Origin of the sequence: Thermodesulfovibrio yellowstonii DSM 11347, from assembly GCF_000020985.1 — a bacterium.
GTDB lineage: Bacteria > Nitrospirota > Thermodesulfovibrionia > Thermodesulfovibrionales > Thermodesulfovibrionaceae > Thermodesulfovibrio > Thermodesulfovibrio yellowstonii.
This window is the reverse complement of the sequence record NC_011296.1, coordinates 920001-941298: the sequence shown is the minus strand read 5'-3', so window position 1 is coordinate 941298 and position 21298 is coordinate 920001. Positions and strand designations below refer to the sequence as shown.

23 protein-coding genes and 1 rRNA gene (1 of these 24 running past the window's edge) are annotated in these 21298 nt (G+C 36.0%); 10 read left to right on the top strand and 14 right to left on the bottom strand.

Annotated features, from left to right (window positions below; genetic code table 11):
• Positions 1–2: 2 nt before the first annotated feature.
• The gene (locus tag THEYE_RS04810) at positions 3–791 is read right to left on the bottom strand and encodes an inositol monophosphatase family protein (protein WP_012546481.1); all 789 of its coding nucleotides are present in this window, start codon (positions 789–791) and stop codon (positions 3–5) included.
• Positions 792–859: 68 nt separating this feature from the next.
• On the opposite strand from THEYE_RS04810, the gene hisC reads away from it, so the two are divergent.
• From hisC to THEYE_RS04790, 4 genes are read left to right on the top strand one after another with little or no spacing between them, the layout of a single operon-like run.
• The gene (gene hisC / locus THEYE_RS04805; protein WP_012545615.1) at positions 860–1918 is read left to right on the top strand and encodes a histidinol-phosphate transaminase; all 1059 of its coding nucleotides are present in this window, start codon (positions 860–862) and stop codon (positions 1916–1918) included.
• A 2-nt stretch (positions 1919–1920) separates the two neighbouring features.
• Positions 1921–2496 carry an imidazoleglycerol-phosphate dehydratase HisB gene (hisB, locus tag THEYE_RS04800; RefSeq protein WP_012546516.1) on the top strand — a complete coding sequence of 192 codons (576 nt, stop codon included), beginning with the start codon at positions 1921–1923 and terminating at the stop codon, positions 2494–2496.
• Entirely contained in the window at positions 2493–3221 is a 729-nt protein-coding gene (thyX, locus tag THEYE_RS04795) for an FAD-dependent thymidylate synthase (protein ID WP_012546288.1), read from the top strand. The genes hisB and thyX overlap by 4 nt, the downstream gene beginning before the upstream one ends.
• Positions 3222–3234: 13 nt before the next feature.
• Positions 3235–4143 (top strand): PLP-dependent cysteine synthase family protein, encoded by a 909-nt coding sequence (locus THEYE_RS04790; protein ID WP_012546059.1) that lies wholly within the window; start codon positions 3235–3237, stop codon positions 4141–4143.
• A gap of 28 nt (positions 4144–4171) precedes the next feature.
• Here THEYE_RS04790 and THEYE_RS04785 read toward each other — a convergent pair whose 3' ends face one another.
• From THEYE_RS04785 to htpX, 10 genes are all read right to left on the bottom strand, one after another.
• Positions 4172–4570 carry a metal-dependent transcriptional regulator gene (locus tag THEYE_RS04785; protein WP_012545915.1) on the bottom strand — a complete coding sequence of 133 codons (399 nt, stop codon included), beginning with the start codon at positions 4568–4570 and terminating at the stop codon, positions 4172–4174.
• A 6-nt stretch (positions 4571–4576) separates the two neighbouring features.
• Positions 4577–4720: a FeoB-associated Cys-rich membrane protein gene (locus THEYE_RS10660; RefSeq protein WP_141266355.1), complete on the bottom strand. Its 144-nt coding sequence runs from the start codon at positions 4718–4720 to the stop codon at positions 4577–4579.
• Positions 4721–4749: 29 nt separating this feature from the next.
• Complete coding sequence (locus tag THEYE_RS04775) at positions 4750–5007, bottom strand: hypothetical protein (protein WP_028842793.1); 258 nt, start codon at positions 5005–5007, stop codon at positions 4750–4752.
• Positions 4997–7195 (bottom strand): ferrous iron transport protein B, encoded by a 2199-nt coding sequence (gene feoB / locus THEYE_RS04770; protein WP_012546775.1) that lies wholly within the window; start codon positions 7193–7195, stop codon positions 4997–4999. The genes THEYE_RS04775 and feoB overlap by 11 nt, the downstream gene beginning before the upstream one ends.
• A complete protein-coding gene (locus THEYE_RS04765) occupies positions 7192–7419 on the bottom strand; it encodes a FeoA family protein (RefSeq protein ID WP_012545730.1) in 228 nt (75 codons plus the stop codon). The genes feoB and THEYE_RS04765 overlap by 4 nt, the downstream gene beginning before the upstream one ends.
• Positions 7416–7646 (bottom strand): FeoA family protein, encoded by a 231-nt coding sequence (locus THEYE_RS04760; RefSeq protein ID WP_164924837.1) that lies wholly within the window; start codon positions 7644–7646, stop codon positions 7416–7418. Before THEYE_RS04760 ends, THEYE_RS04765 begins: the two co-directional genes overlap by 4 nt.
• 16 nt (positions 7647–7662) lie before the next feature.
• Positions 7663–8802, bottom strand: coding sequence for a carbohydrate porin (locus THEYE_RS04755; RefSeq protein WP_012546257.1), 1140 nt, complete (start codon positions 8800–8802; stop codon positions 7663–7665).
• Positions 8799–9104 carry a DUF2325 domain-containing protein gene (locus THEYE_RS04750; protein WP_012546147.1) on the bottom strand — a complete coding sequence of 102 codons (306 nt, stop codon included), beginning with the start codon at positions 9102–9104 and terminating at the stop codon, positions 8799–8801. The genes THEYE_RS04755 and THEYE_RS04750 overlap by 4 nt, the downstream gene beginning before the upstream one ends.
• A gap of 205 nt (positions 9105–9309) precedes the next feature.
• Positions 9310–9807 (bottom strand): 5-(carboxyamino)imidazole ribonucleotide mutase, encoded by a 498-nt coding sequence (gene purE, locus THEYE_RS04745; RefSeq protein ID WP_012544997.1) that lies wholly within the window; start codon positions 9805–9807, stop codon positions 9310–9312.
• On the bottom strand, positions 9807–10655 hold the full coding sequence (gene htpX / locus THEYE_RS04740; protein ID WP_012545548.1) for a zinc metalloprotease HtpX: 849 nt from the start codon (positions 10653–10655) through the stop codon (positions 9807–9809). Before htpX ends, purE begins: the two co-directional genes overlap by 1 nt.
• A 140-nt stretch (positions 10656–10795) precedes the next feature.
• Here htpX and tolQ point away from each other — a divergent pair, with 140 nt between their 5' ends.
• The 6 genes from tolQ (at position 10796) to THEYE_RS04710 (ending at position 16900) form a co-directional block, all read left to right on the top strand.
• A complete protein-coding gene (gene tolQ / locus THEYE_RS04735; RefSeq protein WP_164924836.1) occupies positions 10796–11419 on the top strand; it encodes a protein TolQ in 624 nt (207 codons plus the stop codon).
• The gene (gene tolR, locus THEYE_RS04730; protein ID WP_012546534.1) at positions 11407–11811 is read left to right on the top strand and encodes a protein TolR; all 405 of its coding nucleotides are present in this window, start codon (positions 11407–11409) and stop codon (positions 11809–11811) included. The genes tolQ and tolR overlap by 13 nt, the downstream gene beginning before the upstream one ends.
• Entirely contained in the window at positions 11808–12440 is a 633-nt protein-coding gene (locus THEYE_RS04725; protein WP_012545642.1) for an energy transducer TonB, read from the top strand. Before tolR ends, THEYE_RS04725 begins: the two co-directional genes overlap by 4 nt.
• Complete coding sequence (locus THEYE_RS04720; protein ID WP_012544982.1) at positions 12437–13624, top strand: beta-propeller domain-containing protein; 1188 nt, start codon at positions 12437–12439, stop codon at positions 13622–13624. The genes THEYE_RS04725 and THEYE_RS04720 overlap by 4 nt, the downstream gene beginning before the upstream one ends.
• Positions 13621–14802, top strand: a complete 1182-nt coding sequence (locus THEYE_RS04715; RefSeq protein WP_012545899.1) for an exo-beta-N-acetylmuramidase NamZ family protein — start codon at positions 13621–13623, stop codon at positions 14800–14802. Before THEYE_RS04720 ends, THEYE_RS04715 begins: the two co-directional genes overlap by 4 nt.
• Positions 14803–14941: 139 nt before the next feature.
• Positions 14942–16900 (top strand): sugar phosphate nucleotidyltransferase, encoded by a 1959-nt coding sequence (locus tag THEYE_RS04710; RefSeq protein ID WP_021013192.1) that lies wholly within the window; start codon positions 14942–14944, stop codon positions 16898–16900.
• Here THEYE_RS04710 and THEYE_RS04705 read toward each other — a convergent pair.
• From THEYE_RS04705 to THEYE_RS04695, 3 genes are all read right to left on the bottom strand, one after another.
• Positions 16847–18673 carry a transketolase gene (locus tag THEYE_RS04705; protein WP_012546388.1) on the bottom strand — a complete coding sequence of 609 codons (1827 nt, stop codon included), beginning with the start codon at positions 18671–18673 and terminating at the stop codon, positions 16847–16849. The genes THEYE_RS04710 and THEYE_RS04705 overlap by 54 nt on opposite strands.
• The gene (locus THEYE_RS04700) at positions 18670–20109 is read right to left on the bottom strand and encodes a sigma-70 family RNA polymerase sigma factor (RefSeq protein ID WP_012545267.1); all 1440 of its coding nucleotides are present in this window, start codon (positions 20107–20109) and stop codon (positions 18670–18672) included. Before THEYE_RS04700 ends, THEYE_RS04705 begins: the two co-directional genes overlap by 4 nt.
• A 161-nt stretch (positions 20110–20270) precedes the next feature.
• Positions 20271–21298, bottom strand: a 23S ribosomal RNA gene (locus THEYE_RS04695); it runs 1929 nt beyond the window's last position.

Genomic DNA, 21298 nt, shown 5'->3' with positions numbered 1-21298 from the left:
ACTTATTCTCTATCAATTAATTCCAATACTTTTTTATGAAGCAGTTCACTTGCAGATACCACAAGGGTTGTCTTTGTATCAAAAGCAATTGGTAGCTCCTCAATTGAATTACCTTTAATGTCAGTTATAGTTGCTTCTGATTCTTTTGCAATTAAAATTCCTGCTGAAAAATCAAAAATTCTTGAAGGAGTAGGAGTAACAAAAATACTCAAAGCTCCTATGGAAAGATATGCAAGGTCTAAAGCCGTGCTTCCAAAACATCTTACCCTATTTGCCATTTTAAACAAAGGTAGAATATTTTTTATAGCTATATATGGATTTGATGCTTCAAAACCAATTATTAAGGGTTTACTTTTTTTATCAGTTTTGATTTTCTTTCCATTAAAAAAAGCACCCTCACCTCTTTTTGTCCAGAACTCATCTCCATTCACAAGATTAATGATGTAACCAAGTTGAAGACTCTTTAATGTTTTACCATCAGCTATTGCAATTGACGTAGAAAAAAATGGAATACCTGAAATAGCATTTTTACTCCCATCAATTGGATCAATTATGAGAGTAAGAAGGTTAGCATCTATTGTTTTTACGCCTTTTTCTTCTGTTATGATGTTTACATTAATGCCTTCTTTTTCAAAAAAATCAATTATCATATCTTCTACTAATCTATCAACTGGATAAGTTATATCTCCTGAAGCCCCTTGCCCTAAAGATGTTTTATTTAATTGAGGTCTTACAGTGGAAATCTTTTTAAACAACTCATGTCCAATATTTCTTATAAATTCTATATCCATAAGGCATTATTATACCCTTAAAATATCAGAGTTGACAATCTTTTAATAACCAATTATGATAAAAATCTATGAATAAGTTTAATCCTGCATTTATTGTGAGAGAAAACATAAAAAAACTAAGTCCATATCAGGCTAAAGAAATTCCCTGCAAAATTAAACTTGATGCTAATGAATCACCGTTTCCTGTAAAATTATCTGATTTTATTTCAGAAGTTAATATTCCTCTTAACAGATATCCTGACCCTGAGGCTTTAAAATTAAGAAAAGCTTTAGCAAAAAAAATGAAAATTTCCTATACAAACATAATGATAGGCAATGGCTCAGATGAATTAATATACTACTTAATACTTACTTTTGGAGGTCCTGTTCTTTATCCTATACCTACTTTTGCAATGTATGGAATAATAGCTCAATCAGTCGGAGTCAAAAAATTTGAATCTAAGCTTGACAGCGATTTTGACATAAACGAGGAAGAAATGATAAATCTAATAAAAACAGAAAAACCTCGTTTAATTTTTATTAGTTCTCCAAATAACCCTACAGGCAATACTTTTTCTACTGATAAAATTTTAAAAATCATTGATACAGCAAGAAAAAATCCTTCAATTGTAGTTATTGATGAAGCTTATCAGCCTTTCTGTAGTGATAGAGGCTTTTTACCATTTTTAAAAGATTTTGATAATTTAGCTATACTTAGAACTTTGAGTAAAATCGGACTTGCTGGATTAAGAGTAGGATATCTTATCGGGAATGAAAATTTACTAAGTGAAGCCAACAAAGTAAGACTTCCTTATAATGTTGATGTTCTTACTCAATATATTGCAACAGCAGCCCTCAGTAAGTTCTATGCTCAGATAAAAAATTTTATAACTGAAATAGTTAAAGAGAGAATTAGGCTACAAAAAGAACTTTCAAAAATAAAAGGTGTGACAGTTTTTCCTTCAGAAGCTAATTTTATTCTTTTTAAAGTAAAAAACAGTCAAAATGTCTATACCAAATTGATAAAATCGGGGATCTTGATAAGAGATATGTCTTCAACTATCAAAAATGCACTGAGGGTTACTGTAGGCACCAAGGAAGAAAATAAAGAGTTTTTAAAAGTATTAAATAACATATTGGGAGGATAGTTTTGAGAAAAGCCTCAGTAAGCCGAAAAACAAAAGAAACAGATATTAAGTTGGAGTTTAATTTAGATGGCACTGGTAACAGTGATATTAATACCTCAGTAGGCTTTTTAGATCACATGTTTGAACTTTTAGCATTTCATGGAAACTTTGATATAAAGCTTAAAGCAAAAGGAGATATACATGTAGATTATCATCATCTAATTGAAGATTTAGGAATTGTTTTGGGTAAAGCAATTGATAAAACTTTATTAGATAGAAATGGAATAAAAAGATATGGGTTTGCGTCCATTCCAATGGACGAAGCTCTTGCACAGGTTTCAATAGACATCGGAGGAAGAGAATTTCTTATTTATAATGTTAAATTTGATGGATATATTAAAGATATTGATATTTCTCTGTTTGAAGAATTTTTTAGAGCAGTCTCTAATCATGGAAAAATCGCCCTTCATATCAATGTCCTCTATGGGAAAGACTTACATCACATAATAGAAGCAGTTTTTAAGGCTTTTGCAAAAGCACTAAGTGATGCATCTCGGATTTATGGACAACAACTTCCTTCTACAAAGGGAGTGATATGAAAGAGGCTTCTTTAAAAGTCTCAATTCTTACCCATACTCCAGAACCTGAAAATGTGGTTGCTCTTTCTGCAAGACTATGTTACAGTCCTGTCGGGATAGAAGAATTGAAAGAGAAGCTATCTGACAATGATAAAGATAATCTAATAAACCTTCTTATTAACAGCGGACATTTGAGTCCCTTTGAACATGCATCCTTTACATTTGCAGTAGAAGGAATTTCACGTGCATGCTCTCACCAACTTGTAAGGCACAGAATAGCTTCTTATAGTCAGCAGTCTCAAAGATATGTAAGTGAAGAAAAAGGATTTGATTATATAATCCCTGATACAATTAAAAAAGATAGTGAAATACAATCTTTATTTATTGAAGCGATGAAAAAGTCCCATGAATATTATTGTAAAATCCTTCACGCACTGGAAAAGCAAGGACTTAAAGGAGAACTTGCAAGACAGGATGCAAGATTTGTTCTTCCAAATGCCGCAGAGACAAAAATAGTGATAACAATGAATGCAAGAGAGTTACTGCATTTTTTTAAAGTAAGATGTTGCAATCGTGCCCAGTGGGAAATAAGAGAACTTGCAACAGAGATGTTAAAGCTTGTAAAAAAAATTGCACCAAGACTTTTTAAAAATGCTGGACCAGCCTGTATAACAGGAAAATGTCCTGAGGGAAAATTCAGTTGCGGAGAAATTGAGAAAGTAAGGAAAAAATTTAAAAGCCTGTGATATAATTAAATTTATGAGTGTTATAGATATTATAGGTAATACGCCTTTAATCAGACTTGACAGAATTAATCCTAATCCAAAAGTTATACTCTATGGAAAGTTTGAAGGAGCAAATCCTGGAGGGTCAATCAAAGACAGAACAGCTCTTTACTTAATAAAAGAAGCTGAAGAAAAAGGATTTCTTACTAAAGATAAAATAATACTTGAACCTACATCTGGAAACACTGGAATCGGACTTGCAATGATTGCTGCAGCTAAGGGATACAGAATAAAACTTGTTATGCCCAAATGTGTCAGTGTTGAACGTAGAAGAGTTCTTGAAGCTTTAAGTGCAGAACTTATTCTTACTCCTGCGGAAGAAAGCACAGATGGAGCAATAAGGCTTGCACACCAAATTTATGAGGATGCGCCTGAACTTTATTTTATGCCAAATCAGTTTGATAATGAAGCAAATGTGATAGCTCATTATGAAACAACAGCTAAAGAAATTATAGAACAAACAAAAGGTGAAGTAACACACTTTGTAGCAGGAATGGGAACAACAGGAACAGTTATGGGAGTTAGCAAGCGTCTTAAAGAATTTAATAGTAACATTCAAATAATCGGAGTTGAGCCTGTTCCCGGGCACAGAATTCAGGGATTAAAAAATATGTCTGAGTCAATAGTGCCTAAAATTTTTGACCCTTCAAAGCTGGATGAAAGAATTTATGTAAATGATGAAGAAGCATTTGATACAACAAGAAAATTAGCATTTAAAGAAGGTGTCTTTGTTGGAATGTCATCAGGTGCTGCAATGCATATAGCACTTAAAAAAGCAAGTGAAATAAGAAGTGGCGTTATTGTTGTAATATTGCCTGACAGAGGAGATAGATACCTTTCAACTTCTCTTTTTGCATCAATATGCAGTAAATGCCCACCGTAATATGATTTTTAATTTTTAGACTTCTAAATTAAGCAGATTTACCAAAGGATTGAGTAAATTCAATTACTTTTTTTATTGTTTCTTCTGAAAGATCATGTTCCATTTTATGGACATCTTTTTGAGCTGATTCATGACTTACCCTCAGGATTTCAGTTAAAAATTTATATAGTATATTTTTCTTTACCTCTATATTTTTTGCTGTTTCAAGTCCTTTTTCAGTTAAGGTTATATAGCCATATTTTTGATAATTTATAAGACCCTTATCTGCAAGACTTTTAGCAGCAACAACTACGCTTGAAAGCTTAACATTTCTTCTCTTTGCAATATCCTTTATACGGACAATAGGAGCAGTTTTTAAAATCTCAAAAATATCATATAAATAATCTTCCAGATTTTCAGTCAACTCTAACTTTATTTCATCAGTCACATTAAATTATAACAAAATTTTTCCCTTTATTTTACAATATGTACTCCTGCAGCCAGAGCAGTGCCCTTTCTTCTTCCAGATGGAACGGTAAAGAAGATATACTGCTCCTCCGAAAATAATGACAGCCAGTAAGATATCAGTTAAAGGCATTTCTTCCCTCCTCCTATTTTTTATTAAGACTATTCTTCCTTTTTTACTGTCATTCCGAACAGAGCGTAAGCAGAGTAAGGAATTTCCATAAATCTCAATAGGAGGAGACTTGAGTTTTTTAGGTTGGAAGGGTTGCTTGCTCTCGTAAACAAAAAAGACCTCTGTTCCATACCATTTTGCTCTCTTTGAGTCTCCTCCACGTTCAACAGGGAAAGACCCCTTGCTTTAGCCTCATAGTAACCTTTAGAAATCAAATTCCTTTTTTCATTAAAAAACCTAAAAACCAAGAATTTTTCCTCCATGATAGATAATGAAAGCAACAAACCAAGCCATCACTGAATGAATAAGTAATGCTTGTCCATATAGCTTCCAACTTCCAAACTCATGCTTCATGGCAATTCCCACAACCACGCAGGGCCAGTAAAGAAGAACAAACACCAGAAAAGCATAGGCAGTAAGAGGGGTAAAAATTCCTTGCAGCTTTGACTGAAGCGGTCTTTGTTCCTCACCTTCTACAGTTGACAAACTCTGTATACCAAATCCTGAAAACAAACTCAAAAAAGCATCTTTAATTGAAACTGCAAAGGACATCACAGTATCTTTCAAATCTTCAAAAAATCCTTTTGCCTCTTCCTTTTGAGGAGTCTCAGAAGTGCCTTCTTCTAAAGCTTTTTTCTTTTCTCCCTCATTTTCTCCCACATATATCTGTGCCATTGTGCTTACCACGACCTCTTTTGCAATCAAGCCTGCAACAAGGCTTGATGAAGCTTCCCAAGTACCAAATCCGAGAGGTGCAAAGACAGGACTTATTGTTTTTCCAACTCTACCAAGCACAGAGTTTTCTTTTTCAACTCCATAGGGAGTGTTTAGCATAAACCACATTATAACTGATGCAGCAAAAATATAGGTTCCAGCCTTTATTACAAAATGTTTGAGTTTTTGCCATGTATGAACCATCAGGTCTCGGAAAACTGGAACTCTGTAGGGAGGAAGTTCCATTATGAAAACAGGTGCAAAACCTTTAAAGAAAGTTTTCTTTAGGACAAATCCAAGTAACACCGCCATGAATATTCCGAGCACATAGAGGGACCACAACACCGTAGGAGCATTCTGAGTAAAGAAAGCACCAATAAATATCACATAAACGGGAAGTCTCGCACCGCATGACATAAGTGGCACAAGCATGGCTGTAAGCTTTCTGTCTCTTTCTGTTTCAAGAACACGGGTAGCATAAATAGAGGGCACATTGCATCCAAAGCCTAAAAGCATGGGTATGAATGATTTACCATGAAGCCCTATAGAGTGCATCAGCCTATCCATCACAAAGGCAACCCTTGCCATGTAACCACTTCCTTCAAGAAGAGTGATAATTAACATTATCATTGCAATTACAGGCACGAATACCAAAACTGCGCCAACACCTGCAATGACCCCCTCTGTAAATAGGGATACAAGCCACTCTGGACTTCCAACACTCTTAAGGACAAAATTACTCCACTTTGTAACGGGACCGCTTACTGTTGAATCAATCCAGTCACTTAGAGGCGTTGAAAAATCAAAGGCGATCTTAAAGACAAGCCACATGGCAAGAAGAAAAATCGGTATTCCCAGATATCTGTTAAGCACCACGCTATCAATTTTCTCAGTGAGGTCAAGCCTCCTGACCTCCCTTTTTCTGAAAACATCTCTCGTAACTCCACTCGCTATTCCGTATCTTATGTCAGCAAGGATGGATTCAATATCTTTATTATGAGCACTGACAAAATGCTGTTTTGCCTTTTTTAAAAAAGACTCATCTTTTTTTATTCCTGTCTCTTTGAGAACAAGCTCGTCTTCTTCAAGGAGCTTTATAGCAAGCCATCTTGAAGGATATTCATTGAGCAATGCTGGATTTTTTACCCTCAATTCATCCTCTATTATTTTTATTGAATTCTCTATGTCCTCTCCGTAATTAATTTTTTGCTGTACCACAGCATAGTTTCCATTGGCAAACTCCTTTATGTAATTGAGAATCTCTTTTACGCCTTCTTTCTTGGTTGCTACTGTAGGAATAACCTTCACTCCAAGAAGTTGCTCGAGTTTTTCAATATCAAATTCATAACCTTTTTTCTTTGCCTCATCAAAAATATTAAGTGTAACAACAATAGGTATCCCAAGCTCAAGAAGTTGGACCGTAAGATAGAGGTTTCTTTCAAGATTTGTGGAGTCAACAACATCAATTATCAGGTCAGGCTTTTCCTGTACAAGAAAATCCCTTGCAATAACCTCTTCCTGTGTGTAGGGGCTTAAACTGTATGTTCCAGGAAGGTCAACAAGGTTTACCATAAGTTCATCAATTTTAAGAGTGGCTGTCTTTTTCTCTACAGTCACTCCAGGCCAGTTACCAATCTGAAGGCTTATGCCTGCAATGGCATTTATTAAAGTTGACTTTCCTGAATTTGGATTTCCTGTAACTGCTACTGTTACTTTTCTCAATCTAACACCTCCACCTCAATTCCTTCTGATTCGTTTTTTCTCAATGATAGATGATAATTTTTGATCACTATATCAATCGGGTCACCAAGGGGAGCAATCTTTTCAACCCTCAGAATTTCTCCACTGAGAACACCCATATCCATAAGTCTTCTTCTGATAACACCTTTCGTGTTTATGGATAATATTCTGGCTTTCTGACCTACCTTTAACTCACTTAGTTTCACTTTATCCTCCTTACCATGATTTTCATAGCTACTCCTCTGCCAATGGCTAATCTTGATTCATCAATCCTTAAAAGTATAGGACCGTGTTTTTGATTTTTTACTACTTCAACAACCTTTCCAGTAATTAGTCCTATGTCTCTTAGATGACAAAATAAAGATTTCCCCTTTTTTATAAAATCAACAATTTCCACCTTTTCACCATCAGCTACTAAAGCAAGTGGCATCATTTTTTTACCTCCTCCATTAAAAGTTAAAGTTTAATCTAACACCGTATACATTGCCTGCTTTTGTGTTTTCGGAGTCTCTATCTTTGTCACGGATATATTGATAATCAAAGGTTATGTCTGAACTAAGAGATTTATAACTGAATAGCTTGAATTTAATATATCCCTCAAAAACCTGACTGTTGTTGAGTTCTTCATTCTTTGATGGACTCTTAAGATAGGCATAACCAACTCCTACTTCATCATCTTTCCTTCCCCATACACTTCCATTGAGATTTAATCCAATTGAATACATTCTGTTATAATTTACTTTTGCAGAGTCATCCTGCCATCCTGCCCTGAAAAAAGCTCCCAATATATCCTTTATCAATTGCTGGTCAAAGGATACTCCAATGCCTTTTAGTGCCTTGTATGCATCAGTATCCCAGTTTTCAAATCTTTTGTTCGTTGTATATGCATAAACTCTGTAATTTCCTTCTCCAATAGGAGTCTCAAGTTTGTATCCCACCTGCGCTCCAAACCAGTTGTAGTGCCTTACATCCATGTCTTCATTGTCATTTTTTGAACGCATACCAACTAATCTCACATGAAACTTGTCCCACTCAAACTCTGCTGCAACACCTCCATCATAGCTTGGAAGATTTGCAAGAGGATTGTGAACCAATGCTTCATTCATGAATTGAGTTATTTCATCTGCTGCATAGGCATTGTCATCAATTAAGGTTGTAGAGTCAATTATTCCTGCAGTAAGCTTTAGTGAGATATCTTTCTGAATAGGGAACTTATGGGAATACCATAGCTCCTGTAGATGGTCTCTTGAGTGCCCATTCATGTTTCGTAAGTCAACAAAAAGGTCATCAGCATTTGGCGATAATTTAAAGGGATATCCTGAGTTTTCTGAATGAAATCCGCTTCCTTTTGCAAAGCTTGCCCTTAGGAAAAATTCATCATTTTCAGTTGGTTTGAATGATACATTAAAATCAATTACTGCTGAACCACGGTCTTTGTTATGCACATCCCCTTGAGCTTTGTTTAACCATTGGTAAACTCCCGTTGCTGCCCCTGAAATAGATAGCTTGTCCGTGATGTCTACTGCATAAGAGTTAAAAGGAACAAATAAAATACAAAAAACTGCAAAAACATACCTTAAACTTCTCATGCCAATCCTCCCTTTTGTTTTAGATTTTTAATGGAATCAAGACATTTTCTGAGGGTGCAAAGTCCACAACTGTGATACATAAAAAAAGGTATTCCTTTTGCCCGGGCAAAACTTATAATTTCATGTTTAATGGAGTGCGATACCTTATCAGTAAATATGACTATTGCATCAACCTTGCCAATCTTCCTGCCTATCTCTTTTGTCGGTTTTGTGAACACTTTGAGATTAATACCTCTCTGGTTTGCTTCATTTAAATAGTGTCTTTCAAGTCTGTCCATTCCTCCAAGTAATAGAATGCTCATCTTAAACTCCTTGTTTTATTATTTTAATAAAGTTTTAATAGTCTAATTTTAAATAAAAAATAAAACTTTGTCAATATTTTTTTATTAAATTTTAAAAATATAAATAAGTTATATTGGATTAAATTAATGAGATTTTTTATAGATTTTCTATGGATTTTTTATGTGTATGACGATAAAAGATAAGAAAATATTGAATTTAGAGAGCTTAAATATTTGTTAAATCTTTTCTTATTTTTTCGGATTTCTCAAGAACTTTATCATACATTTCTTTTCTTTTCAGTTTAACTCTTTCTCTTATTTCTGGATATTTCAAAGATAAAATCTCACATGCAAGATATGCTGCGTTTTCAGCACCATTTATTCCCACTGTTGCCACAGGTATTCCCGGAGGCATTTGTACAGTTGAAAGCAATGCATCAAACCCGTTTAATGCACCACTTGCAACAGGAACGCCAATAACAGGAATAACTGTATGAGCTGCAATGAACCCTGCAAGATGTGCAGCCATGCCAGCAGCTGCTATGATTACCTCAATGCCTTTTTCTTCAGCTTCTTCAGCATACTTTTTAGCTCTGTCTGGTGTTCTATGGGCAGAACATATATCAATTTCAAATGAGATATCCATCTCTTTAAAAACCTTTACAGCTTTTTTCATTATATCGTAATCACTGTCACTACCCATTAAAATCAATACTTTTGCCATTAGTATCTCCTTGCCATAGCCTCAAGACGAGCAATTCTTTCATCAATCGGTGGATGGGTGCTGAAAAGCTTCATCAATGTTTTTCCAGAAAGAGGATTCACAATAAACATATGTGCAGTGCCTGGATTTGCATCCATAGGTATTGCCTGAGATGCATAATGAAGTTTACGTAAAGCATTTGATAAATAAAGTGGATTTCCTGCAATCCTTGCACCGTCCTCGTCTGCGGCGTATTCTCTTGACCTGCTTATTGCAAGCTGTATTATCATAGCAATTAATGGAGCTATTATCATCATTAATAGCGCAACGATTGGATGCCCTCCACCTTCCTCGTCATCATGTCTTCCGCCAAAAATATTTGCCCACATTGCCATCTGTGCAAGATATGAAATAGCTCCTGCAATAGTAGCAGCAATTGTGCTTATTAGTATATCTCTATGCTTAATATGGGCAAGCTCATGACCAATAACTCCTTCAAGTTCTTCACGAGAGAGTATTCTCATAATGCCTGTTGTAACTGCAACAACTCCATGCTTTGGTGAACGTCCTGTTGCAAAAGCATTTGGCTGTTCAGAATCTATTATGTAAACTTTTGGCATAGGAAGTTCTGCCTTTTGTGCAAGTCTTCTTACAATGTTGTAAAGTTCAGGGGCTTCAGCTTCTGAAACTTCTTTTGCACCATACATAGCAAGCACTATTTTATGACTGAAGAAATAAGCAAAAAAGTTCATTCCAAGAGCCATAATTAAAGCAAAAGTAGCCCCCTGTTTACCTCCAATCAGTGAACCTACAAAGATAAAGAATACAGAAAGAAAAACCATTAAAACAAGAGTTTTCAATGTATGCATATATACACCCCCCTTAAAAGCTTAATTTTTAAATTCCTTCTTTTTAAAAATTAACATAAAAAACAAGGAGAAGTCAAAGATTTAAACTGTTTGCCAGCTATATTTGACTTTTATGATTTGGATGTTCTAATATTTTGTTTATGGAACCTACAGTAATTGACCTTATAAAGCAAACTGGCTTTATTGCAAAATCTGTTTTACTGATTCTTCTTTTCTTTTCTATATTTTCTTGGGCTATTATATTCTATAAATGGAAAATATTCAAAAACATGAAAAAAGAAAATCAAAAATTCTTTGATGCTTTTATTAATTCTAATGGAACAAAGGAACTTTTTTCTTTAGCTAAAAGATTTGAATTAAGTCCTATAGCATCTCTTTATAGAGCAGTCTTTGCTGAAACGCAAGGTAGGAATTCCGTTAATCTTGACGCTATAGTAAAAAAATATTCCTCTGATGAAGCAAATAAAATTGAAAGTTATCTCGGCTTTCTTGCAACAACTGGTTCAACAACTCCTTTTATAGGACTTTTTGGCACTGTGTGGGGAATCATGGATGCCTTCAGAAGTATAGGGATCAAAGGCTCTGCCTCTATTGCAACTGTTGCGCCAGGCATCGCAGAGGCACTAATTACCACCGCTGCTGGTCTTTTTGCAGCGATACCGGCAGTAATTGCCTATAATTACTTTACATCACAGGCAAACAAAATAATAAATGAAGTTCAAGACTTTTCTGAAACTCTTTTAAAATACCCATGGCAGGATTAACACCACGCAGAAGGTCATCAATAGCAGACATTAATGTTACTCCTTTAGTTGATGTAATGCTTGTATTGCTCATTATCTTTATGATTACAGCTCCTCTTTTAAAACAAGGTATCGATGTTAATCTTCCAAAAGCAAAAGGAAAAAGCTTGGAAGAAACTGAAAAAATCAATATTGTTATCAACAAAGAAGGGAAGATATTTTTAAATGATAAAATAATCCATAAGGATGACCTGCCTGGATTGCTTTCCACATACAAGGAAACTAATGCTGCTGTACTTTTAAGAGCTGATAAAGATGTTCCATATGGGATTGTAGCTGAAGTTATGGGAGAAATTAAAGCTTCAGGTATAGAAAAAATAGGAATGGTAACAGAACCAAAAGAAACTCGATGACAAATAAGATTTATTCCTCTCTTTTTTTATCAATTTTTTTTCATGGCTTATTTATTTTATTATTAATATTCGGCATAAGAAACTCAGTTAAGGATTTTAAAAATCTAACCTACGTAACTTTAATTGAAGAAACAAACAATACATTGCAGACAGTTTCCTCAACAGATGAAAAAAACTCCTTAGAAAACATTGCACAGATAAAACAAAAAACATTTTCAGAGAACTCTACTGAAAAAACACGGAAAATAACAAAAGAAGATGAACAACTCCTTAAAGAAAGACTTGATGCCCTTAAAGCTAAAAAGAAAATTCTTGATAAAATTCAATCAGGTTCTATTGAATTAAAGGGTCAACAAAATATTAAAGGTGAAGGCATTTCATCAAGTTATTTAACAGTAATTTCAAGCTTAATAAGGCATCACTGGAACATTCCTGATACTATTCCTAAAAATCTTGAAGCAGTGATTTCAGTCAGAATTCTTCTAAATGGACAAATTGTTATTGAAGGGTTTGAAAAAAGTTCAGGAAATACATTATTTGATTCTTCCGTAATCAAAGCTCTTAAAAACTCTTCACCGCTTCCTCCTCCTAAGGGTGAAGTAGTGGTTGGATTGAGGTTTAAACCATGAAATTAAGATTGATAGCAACTCTATTTCTTATTATTTCAATTGTTTTTATTGGTCCAGTATTTGCAGAAAAAATTTATCTTGACATAACACAGCCTAGCATAAAAAAACTTACTTTAGCAATGGAAGGATTTGAAAAAGTTCCTGTTTTATTTAATACAGTGAAGGAAAATCTTGAATTTACCGAGTATTTCAGAATTTACGGACCTTTCCCGTATAAAGGGGAAGGATTTGATCCTTCTTTATGGAAATCTTCTGATGTTGAAATTGTTGTCAGGGCAGAAACTTTAAATAAAATTTCAATTCAAGTGTTTACGGTTACCGCCTCCTCACCAATCTTCGCAAAAGAATATCCTCTGAATGACAATGAATATACAGGAAATCTCATTTCTTCTGATATATACAAGCTATTGACAGGCAAAAAAGCACCTTTTTTTAATCGTTTTATCTTTATAAAAAAATTTTCTAAATCAATGGGAATATTTATAAGTAATTGGAATGGAAAAACTATTCATGATACAGGAATTAGAAGGGATATAATTTCAAGAGTTGTACTGAGAGGAAATAAAATTTTTTATTCATCCCTTGAAGGAAAGTTTTGGCATATAGAAATTTATGACCTTTCAACAAGATTAAACAAAGAAATAATAAAAAGCAAGGCATTACTTCAACTTGGAGATGTAATTGGAGATTCTCAGTTTATCTATCTTGAAAATGATGGAGAAATATCACAAATAAAGATAACTGATCTTTCAGGGAAAAGCAGAACCGTTGCTTCTTCCCGTTGGATTGAGTCTTCTCCGCGATGGCACGCATCCCAGATATTTTTTGTTTCAAACAGAGCAGGCTCTCCCCAGATTTATCAAGCCGTTGAGGGAGCAGGAGCAAGAAGAATAACTTTTCAAGGAAGATATAATACTGAGCCTTCAATAAGCCCTGATGGAAGCAAGCTTGCCTTTTCCTCTCTCGTAGGAGGTTTCCAAATTTATATTCTTGATTTACTATCAGGAACACAAAATCAAATAACAAAAGAAGGGAATAATGAACAACCTTCTTTTTGTCCTGATGGCAATTTTTTAACAATCATGTCAGATAGAAGAGGCAAAAAAGAAATATATCTTATAAGTCAAGACGGATTAATTCAAAAGCCATTGACTATAGGATATCTTCCATACTGCTCAAAATGAGAATAGAAAAGATTAAATCAGGAATAGACAGATTTAAAAATATACTTCCTAAAAGATTTTATGGACTCAGGGCGGGTCTGCTAATCCACCCTGCTTCTGTAAATAAAAAACTTGTTCATACAAAGAATATTTTGCTTGAAAGCAAAAAAGTAAGAATAACAGCCTTATTCGGACCACAACATGGAATATTCGGTAATACTCAGGACAACATGATTGAGTGGGAAGGATTTGTTGATAAAAACACAAAAATACCTGTTTATAGTCTTTATGGAAAAACAAGGAAACCTACTGCTGAAATGCTTAAAGATATTGAAATTTTCATAATAGACCTTCAAGATGTAGGAGCTCGATACTATACTTTTATCTGGACAATGGCTTTATGCATGGAAGCTTGTGAGGAAGCTGAAAAACCCTTAGTAGTTCTTGACAGAGTAAATCCAATTGGGGGGCATCTCACTGAAGGACCTGTGCTCAAGCCAGATTTTTCATCCTTTGTTGGACTTCATCATCTGCCAGTGAGGCACGGAATGACAATTGGCGAGATTGCTTTGTATTTTAAGGACAATTTCTATCCAAAGCTTGACCTCACTGTTATACCCCTTAAAGGTTGGAAACGCAATCAATGGTTTGATCAAACAGGACTTCCGTGGGTAATGCCCTCACCAAATATGCCAACTTTGGATACAGCAACAGTTTATCCCGGAATGTGCCTTTTTGAAGGAACAATAATCAGTGAGGGAAGAGGAACAACAAGACCCTTTGAAATATTCGGTGCATCTTTTATTGAGCCTGAAAAACTTGTAAAAAGGCTTAAAGATTTTAAACTAAAAGGTGTAATCTTTAGACCCCTTTACTTTACTCCTACTTTCAATAAATTTTCAGGTGAACTCTGTGGAGGTGCGCAAATACATGTTATTGATAGAGAAAAGTTTAAACCTTTTAAAACCGCTGTTGCGATTTTGCTTGCCATACATGAACTTTATCCAGAAGTGAATTTATGGAGACAACCTCCCTATGAGTATGAATTTGAAAAGCTTCCCTTTGACATACTTTCTGGCTCTGATAGATTAAGAAAAAATATTGAAAAAGGAACGCCATTGAAAGATATAGAAGACTGGTGGAACGAGGAAGTATTAGCCTTTGAAAAAGTTAGGAATAGATATTTGCTTTATGAATAACTTTAGATTTGAGGATGAGCTGGATTGATAGAGTTTAGATATTTTTTGGTAACATTTCTTAACGAGAGGAGTGTAAAACAGTCACAACTGTTTGAGCCTGAAAGGCAAGTTTTGCGGCTGTAGCGGAGCGAGTTTAGAAATGTCAAAAGATATCTCAGGAGCGAAAGACAGCGAATTCTTAACTCAAAGCATAAAGGGCTTCATTCTTGCTGCTGGATTTTCAAAAAGACTAAGACCAATCACAGAGCATATTCCAAAACCACTTCTCCCCATCGCAGGTGAGGTTTTACTTGATTATGTTTACAATTTTTTGAAATCTTCAGGTATAGAACGCATAGGGATAAATCTTCACTATAAAGCGAAAGAGATTGAACAATACATAAAAGACATAAAAGAACGAGGCTTTTCTCTTACAGTTTTTCATGAAAAAGAAATTTTAAACACAGGTGGAGCACTTTATAATGCAAGGAATTTTCTCAAAGACAGCCCTTTCCTCGTTCACAATGGTGATATTTACTGGGATGGAAATCTAAAAGAGGCAATAAAGTGGCATATAGATTCAGGGAATAGTATTACTCTCTTAGTGCATAACTGTCCACCAGACAACAAACTAATTGTTGATGAAGAAGACAATTTAATTGGAATTAACTCTTCAGCCTTCAGCCTTCAGTCTCTTTTTGCCTTCACAGGAGTGGCTATATACAATCCTGAAGTTTTAGAACTTCTGCCAGAGGGTCATTCATCAGTCATTGATTTATGGTTAAAAGCTAAGGCTCAGGGATTGAAAGTAAAAGTCTTTCCAGCAAAATATAGCTTCTGGTATGACATAGGCACTCCGAAAGGGTTTGCCCGTGCAGTCTTTGATAAATTAAAGAGAAATTTTACATCCCTCTATGTTCATCCTACTTCAACTGGATGTGAACTTATAGAACCTCAGGGAAACATAGTAATTGAAAGAAATGTAAGAATCAAAAAATCTTTTATAGGTAAAAACATTATCATTCTGCCTGAGACAGATTTTTCACCTGAAACTACCCTGATTTCAAACTGCATAGTAGGTAAAGATTTTATGCTTTCCATCTCTAACTGGCAGGGTAAAAAAGAGATACTCACTCATGGAGGCTCTACGAGAAATTATTTTAGAGAAAATGATAATGTCTTTTGCCAATGGAATGAGATAAATCAAGAGTTTGATAAAACCGTTACCATTGGAAAGTTCCTAAAACAAAAAGGCTTTCCTGTTGCTGAAATAATTAATGTAAGTAAAGAACAAAAATTAATTATCTTTGAAGACTTAGGAGACCTAACCCTTTACAGTTGGTTACAGTGTAAGAGAAATATAAAAGAAATACTCAATGTATACAAAAAAATAATTGAACACGTCGCAAATTTGCACTGGAAAATCTCTTTTGAAGCATCAGAATTAAAAGCAAATCTGCCAGAGTTTGACTATACCTATTTCATATGGGAAAGTGAGTATTTTTTGAAAGAATGCGTGGAGGGAGTTTTTAAACTCAATTTATCAACCATTGGAGACACATATCTGGCTGACTTACAGCAAGAACTACATCTCATCGCAGAAAAACTCTCAAAAGCAAAAAAAGTAATCCTTCACAGAGACTTGCAAAGCCAAAACATTATGCTTAAGTCACTCAATTCCTGTCATTCCGAGGCACAAAGTGCCGAGAAATCTTCTCTCAATTATGAAGTCTACTTTGTTGACTATCAATCAGCCCGATGTGGACCAGCAGCATATGATATAGCCTCTTTGCTTTGGGACCCTTATGTAGAGTTAAATGATAAGATAAGGCAGGAACTTGTAAATTACTACATTGAGAGAGCTTTTAATTCTTTAGCCAACCTTCCGCCTTTAGCCTTTCTTGAGGAACTCTCCCTGTGCAGAATCCAAAGACACATGCAAGCACTTGGTGCTTACGGCTTTTTATCCCTAAAGAGAGGCAAAAGAAACTTCCTCAAATTCATTCCTCAAGCAATAAAATTACTTATGGAAGATATAGAAGAAAGCCCTATAGAATTACCAAATTTAAGAAATCTTATTCGTAAGCTCAAGAACTTTGCTCACTATCGCTTTTGCTGAAATTTCTTCATAATCAAGAAGTTCTTCGGGTGTACCACTTTTTGGGGTTTTCCTACAAGCAAGGCTATAAACTCTGTCAGAGCCTATCTCAGCTTTTACAGCCTCTCCGATTCCACCTGCTGGATAGTGGTCTTCAACTGTTATTATCGCCTTTGTTTCAGAAAGTGCTTTTTTCAGAGTCTTAGTATCCAATGGTTTTACACTGTAAAGGTCAATTACTCTAATGTAAATCCCTTTGTTTTTTAATTCTTCATAAGCCTTCAATGCCTCATGTAGTGTGATTCCTGCTCCTACAACTGTAAATAAATCTTTATCTGATGCTTTCAAAACTTTTGACCCTCCGATAGGAAATTCTTCATCATAACTGTAAATCACAGGTGTGGCAGAGCGTGTAGTTCTAATGTAAACAATTCCATTGTGTTTAGCAGCCTCTCTTACAAGCTTTTCTGTTGATACTGCATCACTTGGATAAAGCACCACACTATTTAAAATGCTTCGCATCATTGCTATGTCCTCAAGCCCCATCTGGCTTGGTCCGTCCTGGCCAATTGAGACACCAGCGTGAGAGCCAACAAACTTAATATTTGCCTCACTGTATTGAGCCATTCTAATATGGTCAAAGGCACGGGCAAGAAAAGCTGCAAAGGTTGAGACAAAGGGAATTTTTCCTCTCAACGCAAGCCCTACAGCCATACCTACCATGTTCTGCTCTGCCACAAAGCATTCAAAAAATCTTTCAGGATAATATTTTTTAAATATCTCTGCATATGTTGAGTTACTTACCTCTGCATCTAAAACAACTATATCTGGAAACTCAGGAAATATCTTAACCAGAGCCTCACCATAGGCACGTCTCGTTGCAACCATTTCACCGAAACTGTATCTTTTGCTGAATTCCTTTATTTCTATGGGTTTAGGATTAGGATTCAACTCCTCAGGCTTTTTTATTAAAGCTGTAACTTTCTTTACTTCACCGAGTTCTTTTATAGCTTCTTTAAACTCCGCCTCAGTCAGTGCCACTCCGTGTCTGCCTTCTTTATCTTCAAGAAAAGAGACTCCTTTACCCTTTATTGTTTTAGCTATAATCATTGTAGGAGCATCGCTTTTTAATGCTTCCTCATAGGCTTTAAAAATCTCATTAAACTCATGTCCATCAATGCATATTGTTTTCCATCCAAATGCAGAAATTCTCTTTGCATAGGCATCAAGGTCATGTCCATACATTGTCTCACCGCGCTGACCAAGCCTGTTTACATCAATTATTCCAATGAGATTGTCAAGCTGATAGTACGCGGCAAGCTGAATTGCCTCCCATACAGAGCCTTCAGCCATTTCACTATCACCAAGCAAAACAAATACTCTATAAGGAAGTCTATCAATGTATTTTCCATTTATTGCCATTCCAACTCCGATTGAAAGTCCCTGTCCAAGTGAGCCTGTTGCAGCCTCTGAATATGGAAATGCTCTTACAGGATGCCCCTCAAGGGGAGAGCCGAATTTTCTCAGGGTAAGAAGCTCTTCCTCTGTGAGTTTACCAGCCACTGTCCAGAGAGAATAAAGAAGTGGCGCAGCATGTCCCTTTGAAAATATTAGTCTATCATTGTTTGGAGCATCAGGATTGTCTGCATCAAAATGAAAAAAGCCTCCGAAAAGGAGGCTTGCCATGAGTTCTACTGATGAAAGGCAGGTTGTGGGATGTCCTGAACCTGCCTGAGTTGTTGATTTGAGAATATAATACCTTAAAAGCTTTGCTATTTCTGTTAGATAACTCACTTTTTGTTTTCTACAATATCACTTGTTAACATCTTAAGAAGTCTCATTCTACTTGGATGTTTAAGTTTTCTCAAAGCTTTTGTCTCAATTTGCCGCACTCTTTCTCTTGTAATAGATAAATATCTTCCAACTTCTTCAAGTGTATGATCTCTATCTTCACCAATTCCGAATCTCATTTTTATTACTTTTTCTTCTTTTGGGGTTAGAGTTTTCAAAATTCGCTGAATATGCTCACTAAGCTCTGTTCTTTCAGCTTCTGAAACAGGAGAAGGGGATGTTTTATCTCCAATAAAATCTTCTAACTCTGTATCTTCGTCTCCTATAGGCGTTTGAAGTCCTATAGGATCCTGTATAGCTCTGAAAACTTCTTCTACTTTTCTTACAGGAACTCCGAGTTTTTCAGCAATTTCCTCATTATTTGGTTCTCTACCAAGTTGTTGAGTAAGTTCACGGGAAGCTTTAGTAACTCTATTATAGAACTCCATCATATGAACAGGCACCCTTATTGTCTTAGTTTGGTCAATTAAAGCTCTCGTAATAGCCTGTCTAATCCACCAAGTTGCATAAGTAGAAAACTTAAATCCTTTTTCATACTTAAATTTATCAACAGCTTTCATAAGTCCTATATTGCCTTCCTCTATCAAATCAAGAAGAGGAAGTCCCCTTCCAACATAGTTTTTTGCAATATTCACAACAAGTCTTAAATTTCTCGTAATTAATTCATTTTTTGTATCTTCAACAAGGCATTTAGCTTTATATATCTTTTGCCAAATATTTTTTAATTCATCTATCTTAAGTCCTGATTCATTTTCAATTTTTTTAATCTCTGCATGAATTTCTTTATAAAGATTTTCTAATTGTTTTGTATTTTCACCTACTCTCTTTTTCTCATTTATTTGTTTACGCAACTCTTTTAAAGAACCATACTCTTTGATTTTTTGTTCTATCTTTTCAATATCATTTATTAAATTTTCTAAACGAATAATTGTTCTGCTTAATGCTTCTTCAGCTTTATCTTCTTCAGTTAAAGTTTCAGAATCTTCCTCCTTATTTATTTCTTCTAAAATTTTTTGATAAAGAGATAGTCCCATCACCGTCTCTTTAATTATACTTTTTCCTTCCTGAAGTTTTTTAGCAAGTTCTACTTCCTCTTCTTTGGTAAGTATTGGAATATCTCCCATTGAATTAAAATATGCTTGAACTAAATCCTCTACATGTTCTTCCTCTTCAATTTCTTCCTCTTCTTCTAAAAATACTTCTTCTTCGTCTTCATCAACTACTCTCACTCCCATATCACTTAAAACATCTATTAGGTCCTCAATCTCCTCAGGAGAATAGTATTCTGACGGCAGGGCTTCATTAATTTCATCATATGTGAGTTTTCCCCTTTTTTTGCCAAGATTTACAATTTCTTCAAAAATATCTCTTTCCTTCATATTAATCCTCTATAAAATATTTTATATTTCAATCTTACTAATTTTTTAAAAAAATTCAACCCCTTTTTAATAATTTAAATAAAAAAATAAATAAAAAAGAGAAAGGGAATTAACCCTTCCTCTTTCTATAAAATATTTTTTGACAAGAAGAAATAAAAGAGTAAGTCAAGACTCACGGCCTATTAGTACTGGTAGGCTAAACACCTCACGATGCTTACACCTCCAGCCTATCAACCTGGTAGTCTACCAGGAGCCTTTAGGTCCTGAGTTTCCTCAGGACGGGAGACCTAATCTTGGGATGGGCTTCCCGCTTAGATGCCTTCAGCGGTTATCCCTTGCGGACATAGCTACCCAGCATTGCCGCTGGTGCGACAACTGGAACACCAGAGGTCCGCCCACCCCGGTCCTCTCGTACTAGGGGCAGCCTCCCTCAAGTCTCCTGCGCCCACAGCAGATAGGGACCGAACTGTCTCACGACGTTCTGAACCCAACTCACGTACCGCTTTAATGGGCGAACAGCCCAACCCTTGGGACCTACTTCAGCCCCAGGATGCGATGAGTCGACATCGAGGTGCCAAACCGGTCCGTCGATATGAACTCTTGGGACCGATCAGCCTGTTATCCCCGGCGTACCTTTTATCCGTTGAGCGATGGCCCTTCCACACAGAGCCACCGGATCACTAAGCCCGGGTTTCCCCCCTGCTCGGCTTGTCAGCCTCACAGTCAAGCCTCCTTATGCCTTTGCACTCAACGGCTGGTTTCCGTCCAGCCTGAGGAGACCTTTGGACGCCTCCGTTACTCTTTAGGAGGCGACCGCCCCAGTCAAACTACCCGCCAGGCAGTGTCCCGGAACCGGATAACGGCTCACGGTTAGAGCCCCAACAACACAAGGGTGGTATTTCACCGACGGCTCCACAGGAACTGGCGTTCCTGCTTCATAGCCTCCCACCTATCCTACACATGTATTGCCAGAACTCACTGCCAAGCTGTAGTAAAGGTGCACGGGGTCTTTCCGTCTAGCTGCGGGTAACCGGCGTCTTCACCGGTTGCTTAAGTTCGCCGGGTCCCTCCCCGAGACAGCGGCCCAGTCGTTACGCCATTCATGCAGGTCGGAACTTACCCGACAAGGAATTTCGCTACCTTAGGACCGTTATAGTTACGGCCGCCGTTTACCGGGGCTTCGGTTTGG